Origin of the sequence: Kitasatospora sp. NPDC094015 (genome assembly GCF_040304075.1) — a bacterium.
Taxonomy (GTDB): Bacteria; Actinomycetota; Actinomycetes; order Streptomycetales; family Streptomycetaceae; genus Kitasatospora.
The window spans coordinates 24257-42614 of sequence record NZ_JBEOUL010000025.1 but is presented as its reverse complement, the minus strand read 5'-3'; the positions used below and the strand labels follow the sequence as shown (position 1 = coordinate 42614).

The window sequence follows — 18358 nt, the reverse complement described above, 5'->3', positions numbered from 1 at the left end:
GCGGAGGCAGGCCGCCGGGTCAGACCGCATGGAGGGCCCGCCCGAGCAGCTCGGTGAGGAGATCCGCGACGGCTCCGCTGCTCACCACGCGGTACAGGACCGCCGCGAAGGCGCAGGCAGCGACGGTACCGATGGCGTACTCGGCCGTGGTCATCCCGGCGTCACGGCTGCCGGGACTGCGCAGACGTCGGACTCTGCCGAGCAACCATGCCGCTCCGTGGCGCAGCATGCGACCGATGTGGGGAGGACGGGCGAGGTGGAGGAACGGACGCAGGCGGAGGCGGACAGGGCTGATCACGCTCATGGTGAGCTCCTTGATGGTGGGCTTGAGTTCCCGACCGGGGTCGAGGTGCGTGGGAAGGGATCGGGATCCTGGGATGGGCTCACGCGGTCCAGCAGCGTCAGAGCCGCCCGGCGAACAATTCGCTGAGGCCCATGACCGTGGGCACGACGCCGACGAGGACGAACGCGGGGAGGAAGCACGCGCCGAGTGGCGCCGTCGCCAGCACACCGGCACGCCGGACCCTGGCGCGCGCCGCGCGGCCGGCCTCGGCCCGCCGCAGCTGCGCCAGGCCGGTCAGCGACTCCCCCGGCGGGGCGCCGCTGAGGCTGGTTCGGACGAGGCACCTGGCCAGCGGCGCGAGCGTAGGGCAGTCGTCCGCGAGCCGCCCCCAGCTGTCCTCCGGCGACGCTCCGAGCGCGAGCTGCGCCGCGACCGTGGCCAGCCTGGTGCTCATCGGCGGATCCACCCCGACCGCCACCGCAGCCGCGGCCCGGGCGGGCGACGGGGACGATACCAGGCAGGCCGCCAAGAGGTCGGCTGCCAGAGGCAGTTGCCGGGCCAACTGCGCCTGTTCGTCCGCAGCCTGCCGAGCGGCGGGCGATCCGCGCTTCGGCAACCATCGCCACATCGCCAGGCCGATCAGAGCCCCGGCCGGCAGCCCGAGGGGCACGCCCAGCAGTGCCACCGCACCCAGCCCGGCCAGGGCTGGCAGAGCCCGCTCCGAGGAGACCAGCGCACGGATCCGGCGTACGGGCCATCGGGTCGGCTCCTCAGCAGGCTGTCGCGCCCCAGACTCTGTCGCGGGCTCGCTGGCAAGGCCCGGACAACGGCCCAACCGCGACCGCAGTATCCGACGCTTCCTGACCCTCCAGAACTCGGAGTCCGTAGCCGCGCACCCGGCTGCCGTGAGCAGCAGCGACGGGACGGCGAGGTCGAACGTGACCGCCGGCGGCGCCGACAGCAGTGGCACGGCGCTCATCCGCCGACCTCCGTCCATGCAGGCCGTACCCGGGAGAGTCCGCAGGTAGCCGGCTCCGGCGCGGTAGCAGTGGTAGCAGGAGCGGTCGAGACCGGCCGTCCGGCAGCCGCGGGTTCGCCAGTGCGAGCACCTCCGCCGCCCTCGGCCGCCCGTACGATGCGGGACGTCCACCGGAGACCTGCCGTCTCCAGCAGCACCCCGCCGAGCAGGCAGATCAGCCCCGCCGGGGTGTGCAGCAGGATCCGCACGGGATGCGCGCCGAGCGCGTACCCGAGGAGCAGGCCCACGGCCGGCAACATCGCGAGCAGGGCGACCGTCGCACGCGGCCCGGCGAGCTCGCCCGCGATCTCCTCGCTCAGCGCCCGCTCGGCCCTCAGTGCGTCCGCCACCTGGTCGAGCCCGGAGGCCAAGCCGGATCCGCTCTCGGTGGTGATCTGCCAGCAGGCTGCGACGGCAGCCGCGCCACGGCCGCCGGGCAGCTCGGCCGCGAGCCGCAACGCTGCGGGGACGTCCGCGCCGTACGGGGCGGCGCGCAGCCTTGCTGCAGGCTCCGCCCCCAGGGTGTGGCTGAGCCTGGGGCCGGACCGCTCGACGACGGCACAGAGCGCCTGCTCGGCCGTTGCCCCGCTCCGGAGCTCGACGGCGATCCCTGCACAGAGGTCGATCACCGCGGCGGCCCGCTGTCGGGCCCGCGCCGCTGTCCGGCGGCGTTTCCGCCAGCGACGCAGCGGCCGGACGGCCGCCAGTGCTCCCAGCGCCGGGATCGGCGAGCGGGTGACCAGGCAGAGCAGCAGACCCAGCGGCAGCAAGATCAGTTCCGGGACCAGCCAGTAGGGTCTCAGCACCCTGATCTGTCGCCCCAGCCTCAGGCCGAGGCCCCGCACGCCGCCTCCGACGGTCCACGAGGAACCGAACAGTGCACGTGTCCGGCGGGCGGAACGCGCCCTTCGCCGTAGCAGCGCCAGGCCGCACCAGAAGCCCGTCGCCAGACCAGCGAGTCCGGCCATCGGTGGCACCGGTCCAAGACGGATCACCGAGGCCTCCTGCCCGCCGACTGCAGCAACCGCCAGGCGACGACCGCCACCACGATGAGCAGCACGACACCGGCAATCTCGATGTGACGCCCACTCATCCGATCCCCCTCGGCAGCTCGACGCCCCGAGCGGCGCATCGTTGCCGCAGCCCGGCCCAGCCGGGCCCCGGCCGGCAGGCGCCGTCCGGGCCGAACTCCACGGCAAGCGTCGCCCTGGCCAGCCCCTGCTGGTCGCCGGTGAGGACGTGCAGGGAGGCTGCCCGGCGCCGCCCGGTCGCCTGGTCCCGCACCAGATGGACGATGAGGTCGAGGGCGGCACGCACCTGGCTGTGCAGCGAATGGCGGTCGAGGCCGGCCAACGCGCCGAGTGCCTCCAGGCGGATGGGGACGTCGGCTGCGGAGTTGGCGTGGACCGTGCCGCACCCGCTGTCGGACGACTGCAGAAAGTTCAGTCCCTGGTCTCTTGACCTGCAGACTGAACTACACGTTCCAGTGAATAGTCATCCGGACTTGGCCATCAGATCGTTCAGTACGTCAGACACTCCCGACCATCAGTGACTTGCCAGCCGAACCTGGTCCGCCTTGGATCAGGAGCGAGACGGTACGACACGGGTCTGTCCGATCACTGGATCCCCGAGCCGGTTCGCTGCCAGGATGAGCGTTCAGAGGCCCGGGGCGGGCCTGACGAGACGAAGGAGCGCGATGGGCGCGTCTGCGGCTGTGCGTCGGGCCAGTCGCTGGCAGGACTCGGTGCGGCTGCTATTGCTGATCAACGCCGCTGCAAAGCCACCGGCCGACCGTGAGGTGGTGCCACCGTTGACCGTCGGAGTGGTCCGCACCCAAGTGCGCCTGCAGAAGCTCGACTTCTGGGTGCGCAACCCCGACTACCTCGCCTACGAGCTGATGAATGAGTACGAGGCCACTCCGGACGTTCCACGGCTGCTAGAGGTTGCTGCGGAGATTCTGGAGTCGGAGGAGCCAGATCTTCGGCGCTTCCCGATGCTGCGCTACAAGTACGGAGCGTTCGAGGAGCTCGATGATGCGCTAGCACCATTGGTGGAACGAGGGCTGCTCCGCAAGACGCAAGTCCTCGGACACGAGCGGGTGGTGGAGCACATCTACTTCCTGCTTGAGCAGGGCCGGCAGGTAGCTCAGTCGATGGTCGCTGAGGCACCCGCACTGGCGTGGTACGCCGTGCGCACTCGGCTGGTCGTGGACCTGGTCGACGGTCTCGGCGGCTCACAACTGAAGGACCGGCAGTACCTGCTCCGCGACTATGCCGATACCCCGTGGGGCAGACACATCGGCCCCATCACCGGGCAGGCCCGCGAGCGACTGCGCGAACTGCAAGCAGCACAGCGCCCGTGAGCCGCGGGCACCACCGACCAGGAGGCTCCATGACCGCGCCCGACCCGGCCCGCTCCAACCGGCAGGATCCGTCTGCCGTTCCCAGCGCTGGCGAGATTCTGAGCGAGGTCGCGGGGAAGCTGGAGCTGACGTCGGTACAGGTCGAGCGGGCCCTGGCCGAGGCGAACATCACCTTGAAGAGCCCAGCCGCCGCCGACCGGCGGCTGCATATCCTGCGGTTGCGGGCAAGCGGAACAAAGCACTCGAGCGACGACTTCACCGTGGAGCGGCACTTCACTCCGGGAGTGTGGGCGATCGTCCACCCGGCCAACAGTGCCGGGAAAACTAGCCTGCTGGAGTTCCTTGTCTTCCCGTTGCGCGGCGCGCCACGCGATCTACCGCCCGATGTCCGCTCGTGGCTGCGGCATCTGAGCGTGGACCTCGCGGTGGCGGGCCGGCCGATCCGCATCGTGCTGGACGTCGATGATCAGCCGCACCCCCAGCTCCGGGGTCGGATCCTTGCCGGGGACTCCAGCGAGCAGCTGCTCGCTGCGAACGACGATGCGCTTCGCGTTCTTGCGACCGCCTCCGGCAACGACGAGGTCAGGCGGTGTATCGGCGAGTTCTTCATGGACGCGCTGCGTATGGAGCATACGAATCTGTGGCGGCCGACCGGCGGCGCCGATGGTCAAGGGGCCCCAGAGGTCCACGGATGGGCGTCGTACTTCGGGGCTTGCTACCTCAACCCCGGCGGCGACGAGATCCTGCTTGGTGACGTTTCTGCCGCAGGTGTCTCCGCGCGGCTCATGGACCTGTTCGTCGACATCCCCTACAGCACGGCCCTCACCCAACTGTCGGTCGCCGGGAAGCGGGAGAAGAAGACGATTACGCAGGGGCAGCGCCGGGCGGAGGGAGACGCGGAGGCCCGCCGCACCGAGCGTGATGCGTGGCAGACCGAACTCGCCAGCGTGACCGGCCAGATCGAGGCGGGACGCCGGGCAGCTACCCAGGACATCTCCCCTCTGCTGCAGGCCGCCGACCAGACCACGGCAGAACTGCGCGAGAAGCGGGCGCTGCTTGCGGAGGCCGAACAGACGCTCGCGGAGGTGTCCGCGGCGCGAATGCGTGCCGAGCAGGGACTTCTCGATGCCCGCGAGACCTGGCAGGCCCGGCGGGTCCTGGGACGGCTGGACCCGGTGTGCTGCCCGCGGTGCGAGGAACCACTGGGCGGCGAGCGACGCGGCGCAGAGCGCGAGCACGCGAACTGCGCGGTGTGCACGCGGCCGCTGCCCGAGGTCGACACGGAGACCGCCGAAGTGCTGCTGGAGGAGCTGGATCAGGCCCTGGCGAGGGCGCGGGAGACGGAGCGGGAGGTGACCGGCGAGCGTTCGAGAGCGGTAGAGGCGGTACAGACCGCTCTGGCCAACCAGCGCGAGTCGGCAGCTGGCCTGGAGCAGGGGTTCGCTACCTCGCAGGCCCATGGCCGACTGCGTGACCTGGAGATTCGGGCCGCAGAGCTCCGCGGACGGCTTGAGGCAACCGGATCCACACCGTCAGTTCCGCCGGTCTCGATGTCCGCCCGAGTCCTGGCCGCCACGGAGGAAGCCGTCCGTGCGGCGGTCGACGCTTCGGCGAAGCAGCTGTTCCCGGCGATGAACGCATCAATCGTCGAGCTCGCAACACGGTTCGGTGTGCAGAATCTCGACAGCGTCAAGCTCGACCGCTCCGGCAAGGTCAACGCCGTCAAAGCCGGGGTGAAGACCCCGTTCAAGATGCTCAGCCGCGGTGACCGGCTCCGTATGCGGATCGCGACCGTCATCGCGCTCCTGCGTGTGGGTGCTGACCGTGGCGTTACCGCGCACCCTAGCCTCCTTCTGATCGACTCGGTCGCCGCCGAGGAGGTCACTGAGGTTCCCGCCCGCACGCTGATCGCCGAGCTACAGGCCATCGCCGCAGAACTTCCCGAGTTGCAGGTCGTTCTCACCACGGCGCAGCCCGAGCTCGTCGATGCCCTCCCATCGGAGCACCTCATCACCAGCAACGGTGAACACCTGTTCTAAGCTGCTCGTTCCGAACCGGCCGGCGACAAGGAGAGGACCGTGGCCTCAAGCGTGGACCAGACGCTCCAGGACTGGGCCAGCCACGCGACCGACGACGAGCTGGAGGCCGGCCCGTCGCTCGCTGACCTCGGCGGGACCGAGGCGGTCCTGACAGAAGCCGACCAGCTCGCTGCCGGGCCCCTCCTGCCATACCTCCTCACCGCGCTCGGCCGTGGTCTGGACGTCATGGATGGCGAACAGGCCCGGCAGTTGCTCGACGCCGCAGCCCGGGGGCTACGGAACCCGCAGGCCGCCTGGGTGCTGGCCGACGCGATCGACGTGGTGTGTGCCCACCCAGCCCTGGCCACCCGCCTCGGCAGCCGGACCATCCGGGACCTTGCCGACCACGCTGAAGCCGCGCTTGCCGGGGATGCCGACGCCGCCCTGGCCCAGCCAGCCGTCGCCGGACTGCTGCGCCTGGCCGTCGCGCAGATGGCCACCCCTCACCGCCTCTTGGCCTTGCTCGCCGAGATCACAGGTAACGAGCCCTCTGAAGCGCTGGAGCGGCTGCCCATCCTGGTCGGCGTCGCCCACGACCACTTCGGCGACGACACCCTGCTCGACGTCCTAAGCACGCTGGAGAGCCAGACCGAACTGCCAGCGGGCACCCGGGCAGACGCCAGCTTCGAACTGGCCGTCGCAGACATGCGCACCGCCCTGGAGGCGTCCGACCGCTCCGCCGTCGAAGAGAATCTGCGCCGAGCCCTGATGCGGTTCAAGGACCTCGACCGCACCCATGAAGCCCGCCTCGACGCCCGAGCCCACGCCGCCGCCCTGGACGCGGTCCTCACCTTCGGTGAACTCGACCAGCAGCCCGCGACGCCCATACCCGCCGAACAGCGTCTGGCCGAGGCGGCCGACCGACTGGATGCAACGACCATGCAGTTGGCCGAGTGGACCCGCGGCATGCACCAGCTGGACTGGCTCAGCGCCCGTGGACTGGCGCAGAGCGCCTGGTCCCGGCTCGTCACCTCGCTCCAGAACGCCCGCACCCACCTGGACCAGCCCAGCTGGTACGACCCAGCCGGCACCCTAGGCGACCTGCTGGACGTGTACGTCACCAGCCGCAGCATCCACACCGCCCAGGCCAGCGGGTCTGGCGGCCTGACGGCACTGGTGAGCCCGCCTGTGGAGGCCGCGTTCGTTCGCAGCAACGGACTGCTGCACCACCTCGAACAGGCTCTCTCCACCGACCCGCAGTTCACCGACTCCCCCGACGCGCGGGCACTGTATGAGGCCGTCCAGGCCCAGCGGCACGCTGGAGCTGCAGCCGGTCAGGTGGTGCCGGGAAAAGCCCTGGAGGGCCGCCCCACGCTCGCCGGGCTCTTCCGAGCTGACGCCTCGATGCTGCGCGACGACCTCGACCCTCAGCTCCTGGATCGGATCGAGCAGCTCCTGCAGCAGCAGTCCAAGGGCTATACCCCGACCGGGAACGGCCGCCTCGACGGCCACCTTGAGTGCCTGCTTGAGGAGCTGGCCACCAGCCCCGCCTGGAAGCCTCGCGACAGCTCCTACTTCACCACGTTGCTGGAACAGTTCCTGCGGTTCCTCTACGACCGCTTCGACGCCCAGGCCGACCTCTATGGCACCCGCACCGCCTACCTCGGCCCCTGCCCCCACAAGAAGCCCGACGGCAGCCCCGACCACTGGAAAGAGAAGCACGTCCAAGACGATCTCCACCAGCACCTCGCCGGCACGCTGACCCCTGGCACCGTGCAGCGCGAACTCATCGACGTCGCCAGCGGCCGCACCGACGTCACCTACACCCCCAAGCCCGGCAGCCGCTTCGTCGCCGAGGTCAAACGCCGCGACACCACATGGACCCGCGAACGCATCAAGAAGAGCTACATCGCGCAAGCCGCCAACTACACCGCCACCGGACCGCCCTTCGGCGTGCTCCTGGTCGGCGACGACAGCGGCCACTCCGGCGGCTACAGCAGCGTCGAGGACAGCGTCTGGATCATCCACCACGCACGCAGCACCACTGAGGTTCCCCGGCTCATCGTGGCCGGTGTCCTGCCCATCGGACGCCCGACCCCGTCCGCCCTACGTCTGCCACGCTCGTAGGCCCGGCCATTCCGCGGCTGACAGCCCTGATCTGAGCCACAACGGGCAGAGGGACACCGGCCCCGACCGGTGCCAAGCTTCGGGTTCGATCATGGTGATGGTCAGCTCGCTGCCTGCGCCCTCGAACGCGCCTTGCGCTGCGCGGGTTTGGTCGCCTGGTACTCCAGTTCTGCCATCTGGCTGAGTTGGATGGTCTCCATCATCTTCTTGGTGATGGCTTCTTCGCCCGAGGCGACGGCTTCGATGGCCGATTCGCGGATGAGGTCGGAGAGTCCGCAGATGCTCCCGCCGGTTCGCTCGTGCAGGTAGGGCGAGAGAGCGGCGAGTTGACCTTGCTTGTGCCGGTACAGGGCGAGGGTGCTCTCCAGTGCGGCCACGACCTCGACCCAGGCGATCTTGTCCGTCTTCGTGGTTCCGAACTTCCGCATGTGGTGGAGGGTGTTTCGACCCGAGGTCTGGGTGGCCCGGGTGCTGCCTTGGCCTTCGAGGAACAGGCCGCTGGTGTTGAGGTTGGCGCCGGTGTAGATGAACGTGGCCGCGACGTGGTTGGCCAGGTACTTCAGGTGGTCGTTGACGACTTTGCCCTCCTTGGCGGACAGGTCCAGGAAGTGGACATCGTCGATGATGACCAGCTCAGTGCCCGCCAGCTTCAGGTTCTTCAGCAGGCCGTTGGTGACTTCGGTCTTGGTCGCTCCGGAGCGCATCACCATGGCCATGTACTCGGCCAGCAGGACGGACAGGTCCTTCGGGGTGGCCTGACTCGGGATGTTGAGGTACACGACGGGGGTGTAGTCGACGAGGTAGCCGTCGACTTCGTAGCTCGCGGCGAACTTCTTGGGGTAGCGCTTGCGGAGCTTGAGTTCGTAGTCCTTGGCGAAGAGCTTGACCAGGGTGCTCTTGCCGATGGTCGCCGGGCCGTCCAGGACGATGCCGCGCCTGGCTCCGGGCGCCTGGTTCCGGTTGACCTTCATCCGGCGGGCGAAGGCGGCGTGCAGCCGGCGCATTTGCCGGGTGCGCACGAGCTCGAGCGCACTGTGGAAGTCGTCCCGCTCGTCGTTGAAGTCCTCGCGCTCCTCAGGGGTCATCCGCAAGTACTGCGCGTGCGCGGGCATGAAGGGCCGCTGTGGAGCCTCCATGGCCAGGTAGGCCCGCCATTCCTCCTTGGTGCGGGGCTCGGCGAGGCCGGGGTGCGCGAAGCCGAAAGTGGTGAACATCAGCGGTCCTGTCGGGTGCTCGGGGCCCAGATCTCAGCGGGCTTGATGGTGGTCAGGTCCAGATCGCCCCAGAAGGCGCCCTCTTCGCCTTCCGGTTCACCATCCGGTTCGGCGTCGGAAATGACGTGCAGCGTCGGAGAGTTGGCGGGAGGGTCGGCACGCTGCATGTCGGCGGCTTGGGCGGCGGCCCGGTGACGGTCGCGGATCTTGCGCTTGCGGTCGGCCGTCCACGTCTCGGGGGCGTCCATGCGGTTCTGCAGTGCGACGAGGGCTTCGGCGATCGCGTCCTGGTCGTCAGGGGTCTTGCCGCGGGCGGCGATGTACCGCTTGGCCTCGCGAAGGGTGATGTCAGTGAACGGCTGGTGTTCACCGGTGGCGTGTGTCCAGGTGAGGACGTACCACTTCCCTGTGGCGGGGTCGAGGAAATAGGCGTGCAGGAGGTTGCGGGGGTCGGAGCGGATGGGCCACAGCCCGTCCGGGTAGTCGGACTTGGAGCCCCGATAGCCGTAGAGGACGTCGCCGTTGTAGACGAGGTGGTCGATCTCAACGCCGTAGGGGTGGATCACCCGACGCTCGATCGGCAGTAGTTCGTAGTACAGGTTCGGATCGCGCGGGCAGTCCACGTAGCCGGCCGAGCCGAGGGCCTGGCGGTACGCCTCGTTGGGCGAGACGCGGATGTCCGGGAAACCGGGCAGGTGAAGACCGCGGTGGGTGCGCCGCTGGTACACGGCGACGACGTACTCGGCGAAGAACTCCGCGAGTTCGTCGATGGTCCACCGGGCCTGGTCCTCGGCGGTGCGCCCGCGGTTGGCGACGTTGTTGCCCTTGTAGCCGGCGACATGCTCGGAGAACTGCTGGCGGATCGTGCCGAACAGCCGCTCGACGTGCGGCTTGTCGGTCGGCTTGAGCTTACGCGCGTCCTGGAGGTCGATCCTCCAGCGGTAGCAGGCACGTTGGACGACGTCGCTCTTGTAGGGCTTGCCGTGGTCGTACAGCAGGGTCTCGGGGTAGACCACCGGGCGGGCGGCGGCTTCGGCGAGACGCTCGTCGATGGTCAGCTTCCGGTCGTAGGGGATCCGCAGGACCTGGTAGCGCAGGGCCTCCGCCCAGGCCGGGCGCATGGGCTCGGGGGTCATCACGTCGGCCAGCAGCAGGCCGATGTCGATGGCCTTGGTGCCCTCGGGGGTGAGCCGCCAGGCGAGGATCGAGCGGGTGGCGACGTCGATGGCGATCGTGAGTTCGACCCTGTGGGTCTTAGCGGTCTCCGGGTCGAAGGCGAGGACGTCCAGCGGGGTGGTGTCGAGCATGACGACCTCGCCCGGGCGGTGGGCGATGACGTTGCCGAAGGTGCGGTCGGGCTGGTTGGCGGCCGTGGCCCGGCGGTAGGCCGGTTCGGTGACGCGGCCTCCGAGCAGGTTCTTGACGATCCTTCGGAAGGCGTCGCGTTCGGGCAGCGTGAAGGCTCCCTCGCCGTGCTGGGCGTCGAGCCGCTGCTGGGTGCGTCGCAGGAACCGGTTGCCGATGGTCGCGGTGCTGTCGAGACGCTCGGCCTCGGCCTGGTCCCGGATCGCCTGGAGGACCTCCGCCGGGACGTTCTTGAGCGGGTTGCTCAGCTTGGCCCGGCGCTTGTCCACCAGTCCCCACAGCCCGTGCTCCTGGCGCTGAGCCCACTGCTTCCAGATCCACCGCTCGCTGACACCGCGTTCGCGCGCTTTGGACGCGACCCGTTCGGTCAGGGGCAGATCGGGGGCGTACTCGGGGCGAGGTTCGCCCGGCAGCGCGTCGAGCGGGTCGCCGGAGCGGTAGCCGGTCATCGCTTCCAGCAGGTCCGCCTCCTTCGTCACGGCGTCCTTGACCAGTTCCTTGTCGATGGAGGCGAGGATGCCGCCCGGGTCGAGGGCTGCGAGGTCGTCCGCGCCGTCCGGGCTGTCTGCGGTGTCCGGGGGTGCGACGGATGCCTGGAAGGTGGTGTCGGTCAGTACCTCGGACAGCAGGATGACCTGGAGCCGTCCGGTCTCGGACCGCAGCCGGACGGTGAGGCCGTCGAGGCCGGCGACCTGGTGGCGTTCGTCCTCGAACGCGATCCAGTCGCCGACGGTCATGCGGTGGGCGTTCACGGGCGCGTCTCCGGGGCTGGGCGGGACCACACCGGGGTGTGGTCCCGCAGGGGCTTGGTGATGTCGAAGGCCAGGCGGTGGTGCCACATGAGGTGGTAGACCACCGCGCGGGCGATGTCCGGTGCGCTCTGGAAGGCCAGCAGGTCCCCGATGGTGACCGGGTGAGCGGCGAGTTCGAGCAGCGGTGCGGCGAGTTCGTCGGCGGCCAGTGACGGGCGGCGGTACCCGGCGAGCCACTTGACGCTCTCCCAGCGCAGGGGATCGGGCTCGCCGACCATCTCGTAGTCCCAGCCCATGGCCTCGCACACGGCCGCGGTCCTGATCCGTTGGCGGGTGACGTCGAGGTGGGGCAGGAACCGGTTCGCTTTCACGTCCAGCAGCCGCACCGTCCCGTCCCCAAGGCGGGCGAAGAGGTCGGGGGTGTGCCGCCACACTCCGCCTTGGTCGCGGCCCTCGAGTTCGAACGGCTGGGCCACGAGGTCGGCCACGTCAGGGTCGAAGTCGAGGAGCTTCATCCACTTCGACTCCAAGTAGGACTCGTAGGCCAGGAAGCGGTCGCTGGTGGCGAACCAGAGCTCGCCGGGGGTGTGCTGCTGGCCTGCGTAGGAGGGGATGTCCCGTACCGGCAGGCCGTCCTCGAACCGCAGCCGGACGGCGTCCGCAGCCGCCACCAGCCGCTCATTGCCCCCCTGGTCGCAGTAGCGGACCAGGACCTGGCCCAGTGCCAGACCGATAGGTCTGACGGTGCGTCGGCGAGTCATCGTGCCCTTCCCTGATGCTGATTCAGCAGCTCTTCGCCCCAGGCGGTGAGGGCGTCGGCGGCCTGGGGCGGGAGGCGGGCGGCGAAGCGCCGGCAGCCCTCCCGGACCGACTCCTCGCTCGCCCCCGTCCAGCCGTGCCGGTACGCGGGGGCTTCCCGCACGTCGCCGCCGGTCAGCTGCTGCCACACCCAGGCGGCGGCGTGCAGCTGCCGCTGGCGGGTCACGTCCCGGCCGAGCGGGTGGAGGATGGCGAACAGCACGCGGTGCGGTACCTCGGTCAGGTCGTCCAGCAGCGTGCGGCGCTCCTGGTAGTCGACCGGTCCGCTCGCGCGCATCCGCTCGGCCAGGAGGCGGACGGCCTTCCAGAAGGCGCCGGCGTCGTTGATTCGGCGCACCAGCGTGTCGCTGACGCGGGCCGCGCGGCGGGCGTCCATGCCGAGCAAGGCGGCGGCCTCGGGCCAGCTGCCCGCCCCGCACAGGCGGGCCACGGCGAGGGCGGCGAGCCGTCGCCCGGAGGTGGGCGCGGTGGCGGGCAGGTGCTCGGCGATGAGTTCGGCGTAGTCGCTCTCGCGGACCAGGTGGGGTATCTGGTGCAGGTGCAGAGGCGGCGCGGGCGGGTTGCGCCGGTGGGTCAGCGCTCCGGCGACCCTGTTCGAGCGGGGCATGGCCTCGGCCAGCAGCTCGTCCAGCAGCCGGGGACGCGGCAGGCCCCGGAACGGATCGGTGCCCTTCGCGGCGCGCCGCCGCTCGGCCAGCACCGCAACCCACGGCGCCAGCAGGTCCCGGGCCTCCTGGGGCTCCGTACAGGCCAGGACCGGATCGAGGAGCGCGAGCAGACCGGCCGCCTCCGTGGCCTCGGCCGGGCCTGCCCGCAGCACGGCGTGCATCCCGCCCCGGGCCGCCGACCGGTGGTGCCCGAGGACTGCGGCAAGCGATTCCCGGGCCTCCGGCGGCATGGTCTCGCACGCGCTCAGGTCCTCCGCGCTCGCTGCACGCCGCGCGACGGCGGCCAGCAGCCGCAGGGCGGCGAACCACTCGGCGGCGGTGACCTGCTCGCCCAGCAGCTGCGGCTGCCGGAACGCGGCAGCGGCCAGGACGCGGTTCTGGGCCTGAACGAGCGCCGGGTGGACGTCAGGGGCGGCGATCTGGGCCAGCGGCTGGGGGCAGAGCCCACCGACCTCGGCCGAGCCGGGCACCCTGTTACCGCACAGAGCCGGGTCGAGGGCACCGGGCCTGGAGAGCAGACCCCGCGGGTGGCCGGCGTTGCCCCGCCGCAGCCGGATGCCGCACGCCGGGCAGGAGTCGACCAGCAGGCACGAGTGGCGCGGGCACACCGCCGCAGTCTGGAGCCGCCACCACAGCGGCCACACCGTCCCCTCGGCCAGGCAGCGCGCGCAGGCCCGGCTGGAGTGCACCTGGGCCCACTCGCGGATCGCCCAGGACCGCACCGAGGACTCGGACGGCGCGTACAGGCCGGTGAAGTCCAGGGCTCCGCCCGCGTAGTGCTCCAGGTGCATCGCCCGCAACCGGTCCGCGGCCAGGCCGGTCGCCTCCTGGACCCCGCGTAGGCTCTCCGCCGTGAGCATGATCCCGAACAGCAGCGGTCGGGTGGTCGCACTGGACGGGCGGCATTCCAGTCCGAGCCGCTGGGCCAGCAGGCCGGGGCCGACCCCGAGCTCGAAGGCCGTCCGGTCGATCCAGGACGCGAACGCCTCCCCCTCCACCGGCACCGGAACAGCCGGAAGCCGTCTTGCCCGCGGCACCAGCGCCAGCCGGTGCGCGACGGACCCCGAGCCCGGCTGGGCGATCGATACCGGCACACCCATCGGACCTCCCCCCGATTGATGGAAATATGCTACAGGTCGGCTCGCGGTAGCTTTCTGGGGTGGACACACCCGAGACGAGCCCGGAAGACGAGCCCTACCGCGTCGCCTTCGGCAAGCGGCTGCGGGCGCTTCGCGAGCAGGCGGGGCTGAGCCAGAGCGGTGCCGCCCGCGCGATCGGCCTGGACCGGTCCTTCTACGCCGGTGTCGAGGCCGGCCGCCACAGCATCGCGGCCGACCGCCTTCCCGGCGTCGCCCGGGTTCTCGGCGTCGAGGTGAGCGACCTGTTCCCCCGCAGCTGACGGGCCCCGGCGGCTTCGTCCGCCGTGCTCGCTCCGCGATCCGTCGAGATCGTCGGCACCGGCCTCGACGGGTCAGCCGTCCGCAGCAGTCGGTGGACCCGAACTCCATGGAGCGGAGCGACCAGCGAGGTCGGGAGTGGGACGCGCCCCCTGGGCCGCCGGGCGATCGGTGGCGATCAATCGGCGTCGAACGCCGACCACAAGCTCATACGCCCCCGGGGGTGGGCCAGCATGAAGCCCGTACGCGGCACCCTGGCACCCTCGGGGTTCAGGACGGCCGCGGCCAGCGGAACGTACCGGGGTCCGACCAGGCTCATGGCGGTCCACTGCGTGTCCTTGCGCAGCCAGTCGGAGATGGCCCTGACACCCATCACGCCCGCGATGTCCACCGGCAGAAACCTGCGGGCTTCCTCCAGCGGGTCGTCGGCGGCCAGGATCGCCACGGCCATCCGCAGGCCGGCGGCGATGACGTGCGGGTCGGGCGAGTATCCGCGGCGTCCTCTGCTGCTGCCGCCGCGGCGCCACATGTTCCGCTCGTTCGTCCTCATGTGCGTCTCGAACGCCTCCTTGACGGGAGGGTCGAGTCCGGCCAGGTTCGTCACGAAGCCACGCTCGGTGCACAGCAGCACCATGGCGTTGACGTCGTCCGGTGTGACGCCTTCCGCTTCTCCTCGCTCACCGAGCGGGTCAAGCAGTTGCAGGAGCCAGGCTTGCGCGTCGGCCAGCGCCGGGTCGGAGAAGGTCCCGGCCGGCAGGTCCCGCAGGAGCTGGCCGCAGGCCGTCAGCCGCCCGTTGATCTTGCGGCCGGGGCACGTCCAGTTCCGGCCGTCGAGGCAGCCGAGCGCCCTGGGCCGAGCGCCGCACTCGCATGCCGCCACGAGGAAGCGGTGATGGCGCGGGCACACCACAGACCACGGCAGCATCCAGGCCAGCGGCCAGCGCCCGTCGTCCTCGTCGATGCAGCTCGGACACACCTTGGCCTGCCCGTCGGGGACGATGTGGTCACGGCGGATCGTGTCGGCGTGGTTCTTCTCGTGGATGTCGATGCTCGCAGTCCGGGGCCGTTCCGGCAGGCCGTCCGGCAGCGGCCGGACCTTGCGCAGTCCCGACAGATAGGAAGCGAAGGTGAGCCGGCTGACCCGGTCTTCGGGCAGGCCCGTGGCCGCGGCGACCGCTCCCGTCTGGTAGGCGGTGAGACCGCGCACGGCCTTGCGAAGCGCGAAGCCGGGGTTGGCCGACGCGGGCAGGTGCAGGGCCGCCATGACCGGGCCGATCCCGGTCTCGTTCAGCCTGGCCAGCGCCGCGAGCCAGCTGTGCAGGGACTCGCCCTCGAGCGGTACCGGGACGGCGGGCAGCCGCCGTGGCCGCCATCGTGTCTGCGCTGTCATGCCGTCCTCCCCACCATAAGTCGGGGTCCATGCTGGCATGCCGCTCTCTCGCCAGGCCCGTAGTGTCCGCCCTCCGATCCCCTCGTTCCTGCCTCGACGGCGGGTCTGCCGCGACCCGGAACCTGCCGTCAGTCATGTCCACAGTGTCGCCAGGGCTTCCCCATACCGGGGTAGCCGCTCCCTGGGTGATCTTCGGCAGGTCGCAGTGAGTGCTTCTGACTGTCCGGCGGGGGAGGCATCTGGTCGAATCCGGGCTGCCACACCAGTTCTGCCCGAAGCCCGGTGGGTGTCGGCCTCCGTGGATACCGTCGAGCCACGGGGCTTGATGACCCGCTCTCGCCACCTGCTGTCCGGCGGCGAGAGGGCTGTCAGCTAAAGACGAGTTTGCGGAAGCGGTTGCGGATGCCGGTCAGCGGCTCGCGGTCGCGGGTCAGGTACAGCTTGTTGGTCAGCAGGACGGCCCAGGTGCCGAGCTTGGGTGAGATCCACATGCCGGTGCCGGTGAAGCCGTAGTGCACCCAGACGTGGTCGGTCGGGTCGGTGCCCGGGGCGGGATGCCAGAACAGGCCGCGGACGGGCTCCAGCCCTCCGGTCTGGACGGTCAGTGACTCCTCGGTCCATCCGGGGCCGAAGCCGGGTGTGTTGGCGGCAGTGGCGGGGTCGAGCATGTAGCGCAGGAAGCGGGAGAGGTCGCCAGCGGTGGAGAAGGCGCCGGCGATGCCGCACACCCCGTTCAGGAGGCGAGCGGAGAAGTCGTGAGCGGTGCCCTTGAGGTGGGCGCCGGTCTCGGGGTCGAGTTCGGTCGGAGCGGAGAACGCGGCCTGATTGGCGGGCAGCGGGCCAAAGCGGGTTGCCCTCATGTCGAGGGGGGCCCAGATTCGTTCGGTGGCGAGCTGGTCGAGGCTCTGTCCGGAGAGGTGTTCGGCGAGGTAGCCGAGGATGAGGGCGGCCCGGTCGGTGTACTCGACGGCCTCGCCCGGAGGCCGGTGCGCGGCCTCGTGCAGGACGCCGGTGCGGATGGCAACCGGGTCGGTGCCGTAGAGGTTCCTCAGCTGGGCCCGCAGGGGCACTCCGGCGGTGTGGGTCAGGAGGTTCCGGGCGGTGGCCCGACCGAGAGGGTGTCCGGTGACCTCGGGCCAGAAGACGCCGAGCGGCTCGTCCAGCGGCAGCAGGCCGTCCTGCCACAGGGCGCCGATTGTGGACCACACGGCGAGGATCTTGGTGAGGCTGGCGACGTCGAAGACGGTGTCCGCCCGCATCGGCTCGTCGGGCTGTGCGGGGTCGAGGACGCCGACGGTGCCACTCGCGTGGGTGCCGGTCGCGTCGCCGACGGCCCACACCGCCCCGGGGTAGGCCCGGTCGTGGACACCGTCCGCTAGGAGCTTGCGGATGCGAGTTGTGCTGGGTGTCATCGTCTCCCCGATCGGCTTAAGACGTCCTCGCTCCGGCCAGCGTAGTGACGCCGGGCGCGGGATGGCAGCGACCCGAGTGAGTGACGCTGATCTGTGTCGGCCATGGAGTGGGCATGCTGGACCGCCCCAATGGCCCTTCGCATAAGCCTGGGTGACAAGCTGTCAGTGCTTGCCGCTACGGTCCCTCCTCCGGTGGCTGCGGAGGGACAGGGGTGCGGAAGCTTGAGCCGGGGGAAGCCCGGCGGCGAATGATCAGCTATGGCTGGGAGCCTGCCGTGCCGTACCCGGGCAGCGTGGACGCCCAGTGGCCTGGCAAATGCGCAGAGTGCAAGAAGCCCGGAAAGCCGACGCTCAGCAACGCCAAGCGCCAGGGTCCGTGCAGGCCGTGCGGCCAGGCGAAAGTCGCGGAGTCCCTGCGGCTCCCGCTCGCCGATGTGGTCCGCGACATGGAGGCCAAAGGCGTCATCGTCGTCGGCGACTACACGAACAACCGGGAACCCATCGAGTGCATCTGCCTCGGCTGCGGGGCCCTCATCTATCCGACCTACTCGAACGCCATGCGGGGCGGTATTGGGCTGTGCGACAAGCAGTGCAAGAAAGACCGGATAGGAGATAGCAACCGTGGCGACGCGCAGGAAGCCGCGACCCTCGCTCTGGCCAACCACCTGATCCCGCGCGCGCCCTACACCGGTGCTGACGACCCGTGGAAGCTCGAGTGCGCGAAATGCGGCAACGTCGGGACGAAGACCACGTACAGCGCGATCAAGCAGCTCGGCCACGTCTGCGATCCGTGCGGCCGCGCACGCCAAGCGGCTTCACAGCGCCTCTCCGAGACAGAGGCCGTCGCGAGCATGCGGAAGGCCAAGCTCGAGCCCGACGTTCCGTACCCCGGGAGCGTAAGTCTGCCCTGGAAGTGCACATGCCTGGTATGCGGAGCCAAGATTCGTCCTGGCCCTCGTCTCAACGACATCCGGAACCGCGACCAGGGCGGCTGCTCGGACTGCTCGGACACCAGCTTCAAGGCGGGAGAGCCGTCTCACGTCTACCTCGCCGTCAACCTCCGGGCTGGGTACCTCAAATGGGGCAAAGCCAACAATGTGGATAACCGCCTGCAAGAGCATCGGCGCCAGGGATTCGACCACGGGGTCCGCCGATGGCCCTTCCTCGTCGGTGCGGACGCCACCGCAGCCGAGAACGCGATCAAGGCTGCGGTTCGCGCCTGCGGAGCGAAGACCCAGATCGACAAAGCTCTGATGCGGTACGGCGGCCATACGGAAACGGCCAGCCTGGACGAGATCAGCGTCGCCGAGGTTGTCGCGATCATCGAGGCCCTGGTCGGCACGTACGCGACCGCGGAGCAATCGAGTCGAAGCGCACCTGCGCTCGCTCTACAGGATCCCGCCACCATCGAGGGGCTTTCGGCCGTTACCGAGCCCGACGCTGGAAGGGCTTCTCGCAGCAGACGCACCCCTGTACCCCGAGCTGGTGGCGCTGGCCAGGGCGTCCTGTTCGACCTCCCCTGATGCTGCCCGA

At 70.2% G+C, this 18358-nt stretch carries 15 protein-coding genes; 5 read left to right on the top strand and 10 right to left on the bottom strand.

Going from position 1 to position 18358, the window contains the following annotated elements; translation table 11 throughout:
- Window positions 1–19 precede the first annotated feature (19 nt).
- The 4 genes from ABT014_RS25600 to ABT014_RS25585 form a co-directional block, all read right to left on the bottom strand.
- A complete protein-coding gene (locus tag ABT014_RS25600; protein ID WP_502895096.1) occupies window positions 20–304 on the bottom strand; it encodes a DUF4244 domain-containing protein in 285 nt (94 codons plus the stop codon).
- 97 nt (window positions 305–401) lie between these two features.
- Window positions 402–968 carry a type II secretion system F family protein gene (locus ABT014_RS25595; RefSeq protein WP_350641527.1) on the bottom strand — a complete coding sequence of 189 codons (567 nt, stop codon included), beginning with the start codon at window positions 966–968 and terminating at the stop codon, window positions 402–404.
- Window positions 969–1258: 290 nt separating this feature from the next.
- Complete coding sequence (locus ABT014_RS25590) at window positions 1259–2296, bottom strand: type II secretion system F family protein (RefSeq protein WP_350641526.1); 1038 nt, start codon at window positions 2294–2296, stop codon at window positions 1259–1261.
- A gap of 94 nt (window positions 2297–2390) precedes the next feature.
- Window positions 2391–2672 carry a hypothetical protein gene (locus ABT014_RS25585; protein ID WP_502895098.1) on the bottom strand — a complete coding sequence of 94 codons (282 nt, stop codon included), beginning with the start codon at window positions 2670–2672 and terminating at the stop codon, window positions 2391–2393.
- Window positions 2673–2997: 325 nt separating this feature from the next.
- On the opposite strand from ABT014_RS25585, the gene ABT014_RS25580 reads away from it, so the two are divergent.
- The 3 genes from ABT014_RS25580 to ABT014_RS25570 are packed head-to-tail and all read left to right on the top strand — an operon-like array spanning window position 2998 to window position 7808.
- Window positions 2998–3663 (top strand): hypothetical protein, encoded by a 666-nt coding sequence (locus ABT014_RS25580; protein ID WP_350641525.1) that lies wholly within the window; start codon window positions 2998–3000, stop codon window positions 3661–3663.
- 29 nt (window positions 3664–3692) lie between these two features.
- On the top strand, window positions 3693–5702 hold the full coding sequence (locus tag ABT014_RS25575) for a coiled-coil domain-containing protein (RefSeq protein WP_350641524.1): 2010 nt from the start codon (window positions 3693–3695) through the stop codon (window positions 5700–5702).
- Between the two features lie 51 nt (window positions 5703–5753).
- Window positions 5754–7808: a hypothetical protein gene (locus ABT014_RS25570; protein WP_350641523.1), complete on the top strand. Its 2055-nt coding sequence runs from the start codon at window positions 5754–5756 to the stop codon at window positions 7806–7808.
- Between the two features lie 101 nt (window positions 7809–7909).
- Here the strand turns inward: ABT014_RS25570 and ABT014_RS25565 are convergent, their stop codons facing one another.
- From ABT014_RS25565 to ABT014_RS25550, 4 genes are read right to left on the bottom strand one after another with little or no spacing between them, the layout of a single operon-like run.
- The gene (locus ABT014_RS25565) at window positions 7910–9022 is read right to left on the bottom strand and encodes a TniB family NTP-binding protein (protein ID WP_350641522.1); all 1113 of its coding nucleotides are present in this window, start codon (window positions 9020–9022) and stop codon (window positions 7910–7912) included.
- Window positions 9022–11139, bottom strand: a complete 2118-nt coding sequence (locus ABT014_RS25560; RefSeq protein ID WP_350641521.1) for a TnsB C-terminal domain-containing protein — start codon at window positions 11137–11139, stop codon at window positions 9022–9024. The genes ABT014_RS25565 and ABT014_RS25560 overlap by 1 nt, the downstream gene beginning before the upstream one ends.
- Entirely contained in the window at window positions 11136–11900 is a 765-nt protein-coding gene (locus ABT014_RS25555) for a TnsA-like heteromeric transposase endonuclease subunit (RefSeq protein ID WP_350641520.1), read from the bottom strand. The genes ABT014_RS25560 and ABT014_RS25555 overlap by 4 nt, the downstream gene beginning before the upstream one ends.
- The gene (locus ABT014_RS25550; protein ID WP_350641519.1) at window positions 11897–13726 is read right to left on the bottom strand and encodes a TniQ family protein; all 1830 of its coding nucleotides are present in this window, start codon (window positions 13724–13726) and stop codon (window positions 11897–11899) included. Before ABT014_RS25550 ends, ABT014_RS25555 begins: the two co-directional genes overlap by 4 nt.
- A 59-nt stretch (window positions 13727–13785) precedes the next feature.
- Between ABT014_RS25550 and ABT014_RS25545 the strand changes: the two genes are divergently transcribed.
- Window positions 13786–14025: a helix-turn-helix domain-containing protein gene (locus tag ABT014_RS25545; RefSeq protein WP_350641518.1), complete on the top strand. Its 240-nt coding sequence runs from the start codon at window positions 13786–13788 to the stop codon at window positions 14023–14025.
- A gap of 176 nt (window positions 14026–14201) precedes the next feature.
- Here the strand turns inward: ABT014_RS25545 and ABT014_RS25540 are convergent, their stop codons facing one another.
- Complete coding sequence (locus ABT014_RS25540; protein ID WP_350641517.1) at window positions 14202–15413, bottom strand: TniQ family protein; 1212 nt, start codon at window positions 15411–15413, stop codon at window positions 14202–14204.
- A gap of 368 nt (window positions 15414–15781) precedes the next feature.
- Window positions 15782–16825: a serine hydrolase domain-containing protein gene (locus ABT014_RS25535; RefSeq protein ID WP_350641516.1), complete on the bottom strand. Its 1044-nt coding sequence runs from the start codon at window positions 16823–16825 to the stop codon at window positions 15782–15784.
- A 248-nt stretch (window positions 16826–17073) separates the two neighbouring features.
- Here ABT014_RS25535 and ABT014_RS25530 point away from each other — a divergent pair, with 248 nt between their 5' ends.
- Window positions 17074–18348 carry a hypothetical protein gene (locus tag ABT014_RS25530; RefSeq protein WP_350641514.1) on the top strand — a complete coding sequence of 425 codons (1275 nt, stop codon included), beginning with the start codon at window positions 17074–17076 and terminating at the stop codon, window positions 18346–18348.
- The last annotated feature ends 10 nt before the right edge of the window (window positions 18349–18358 follow it).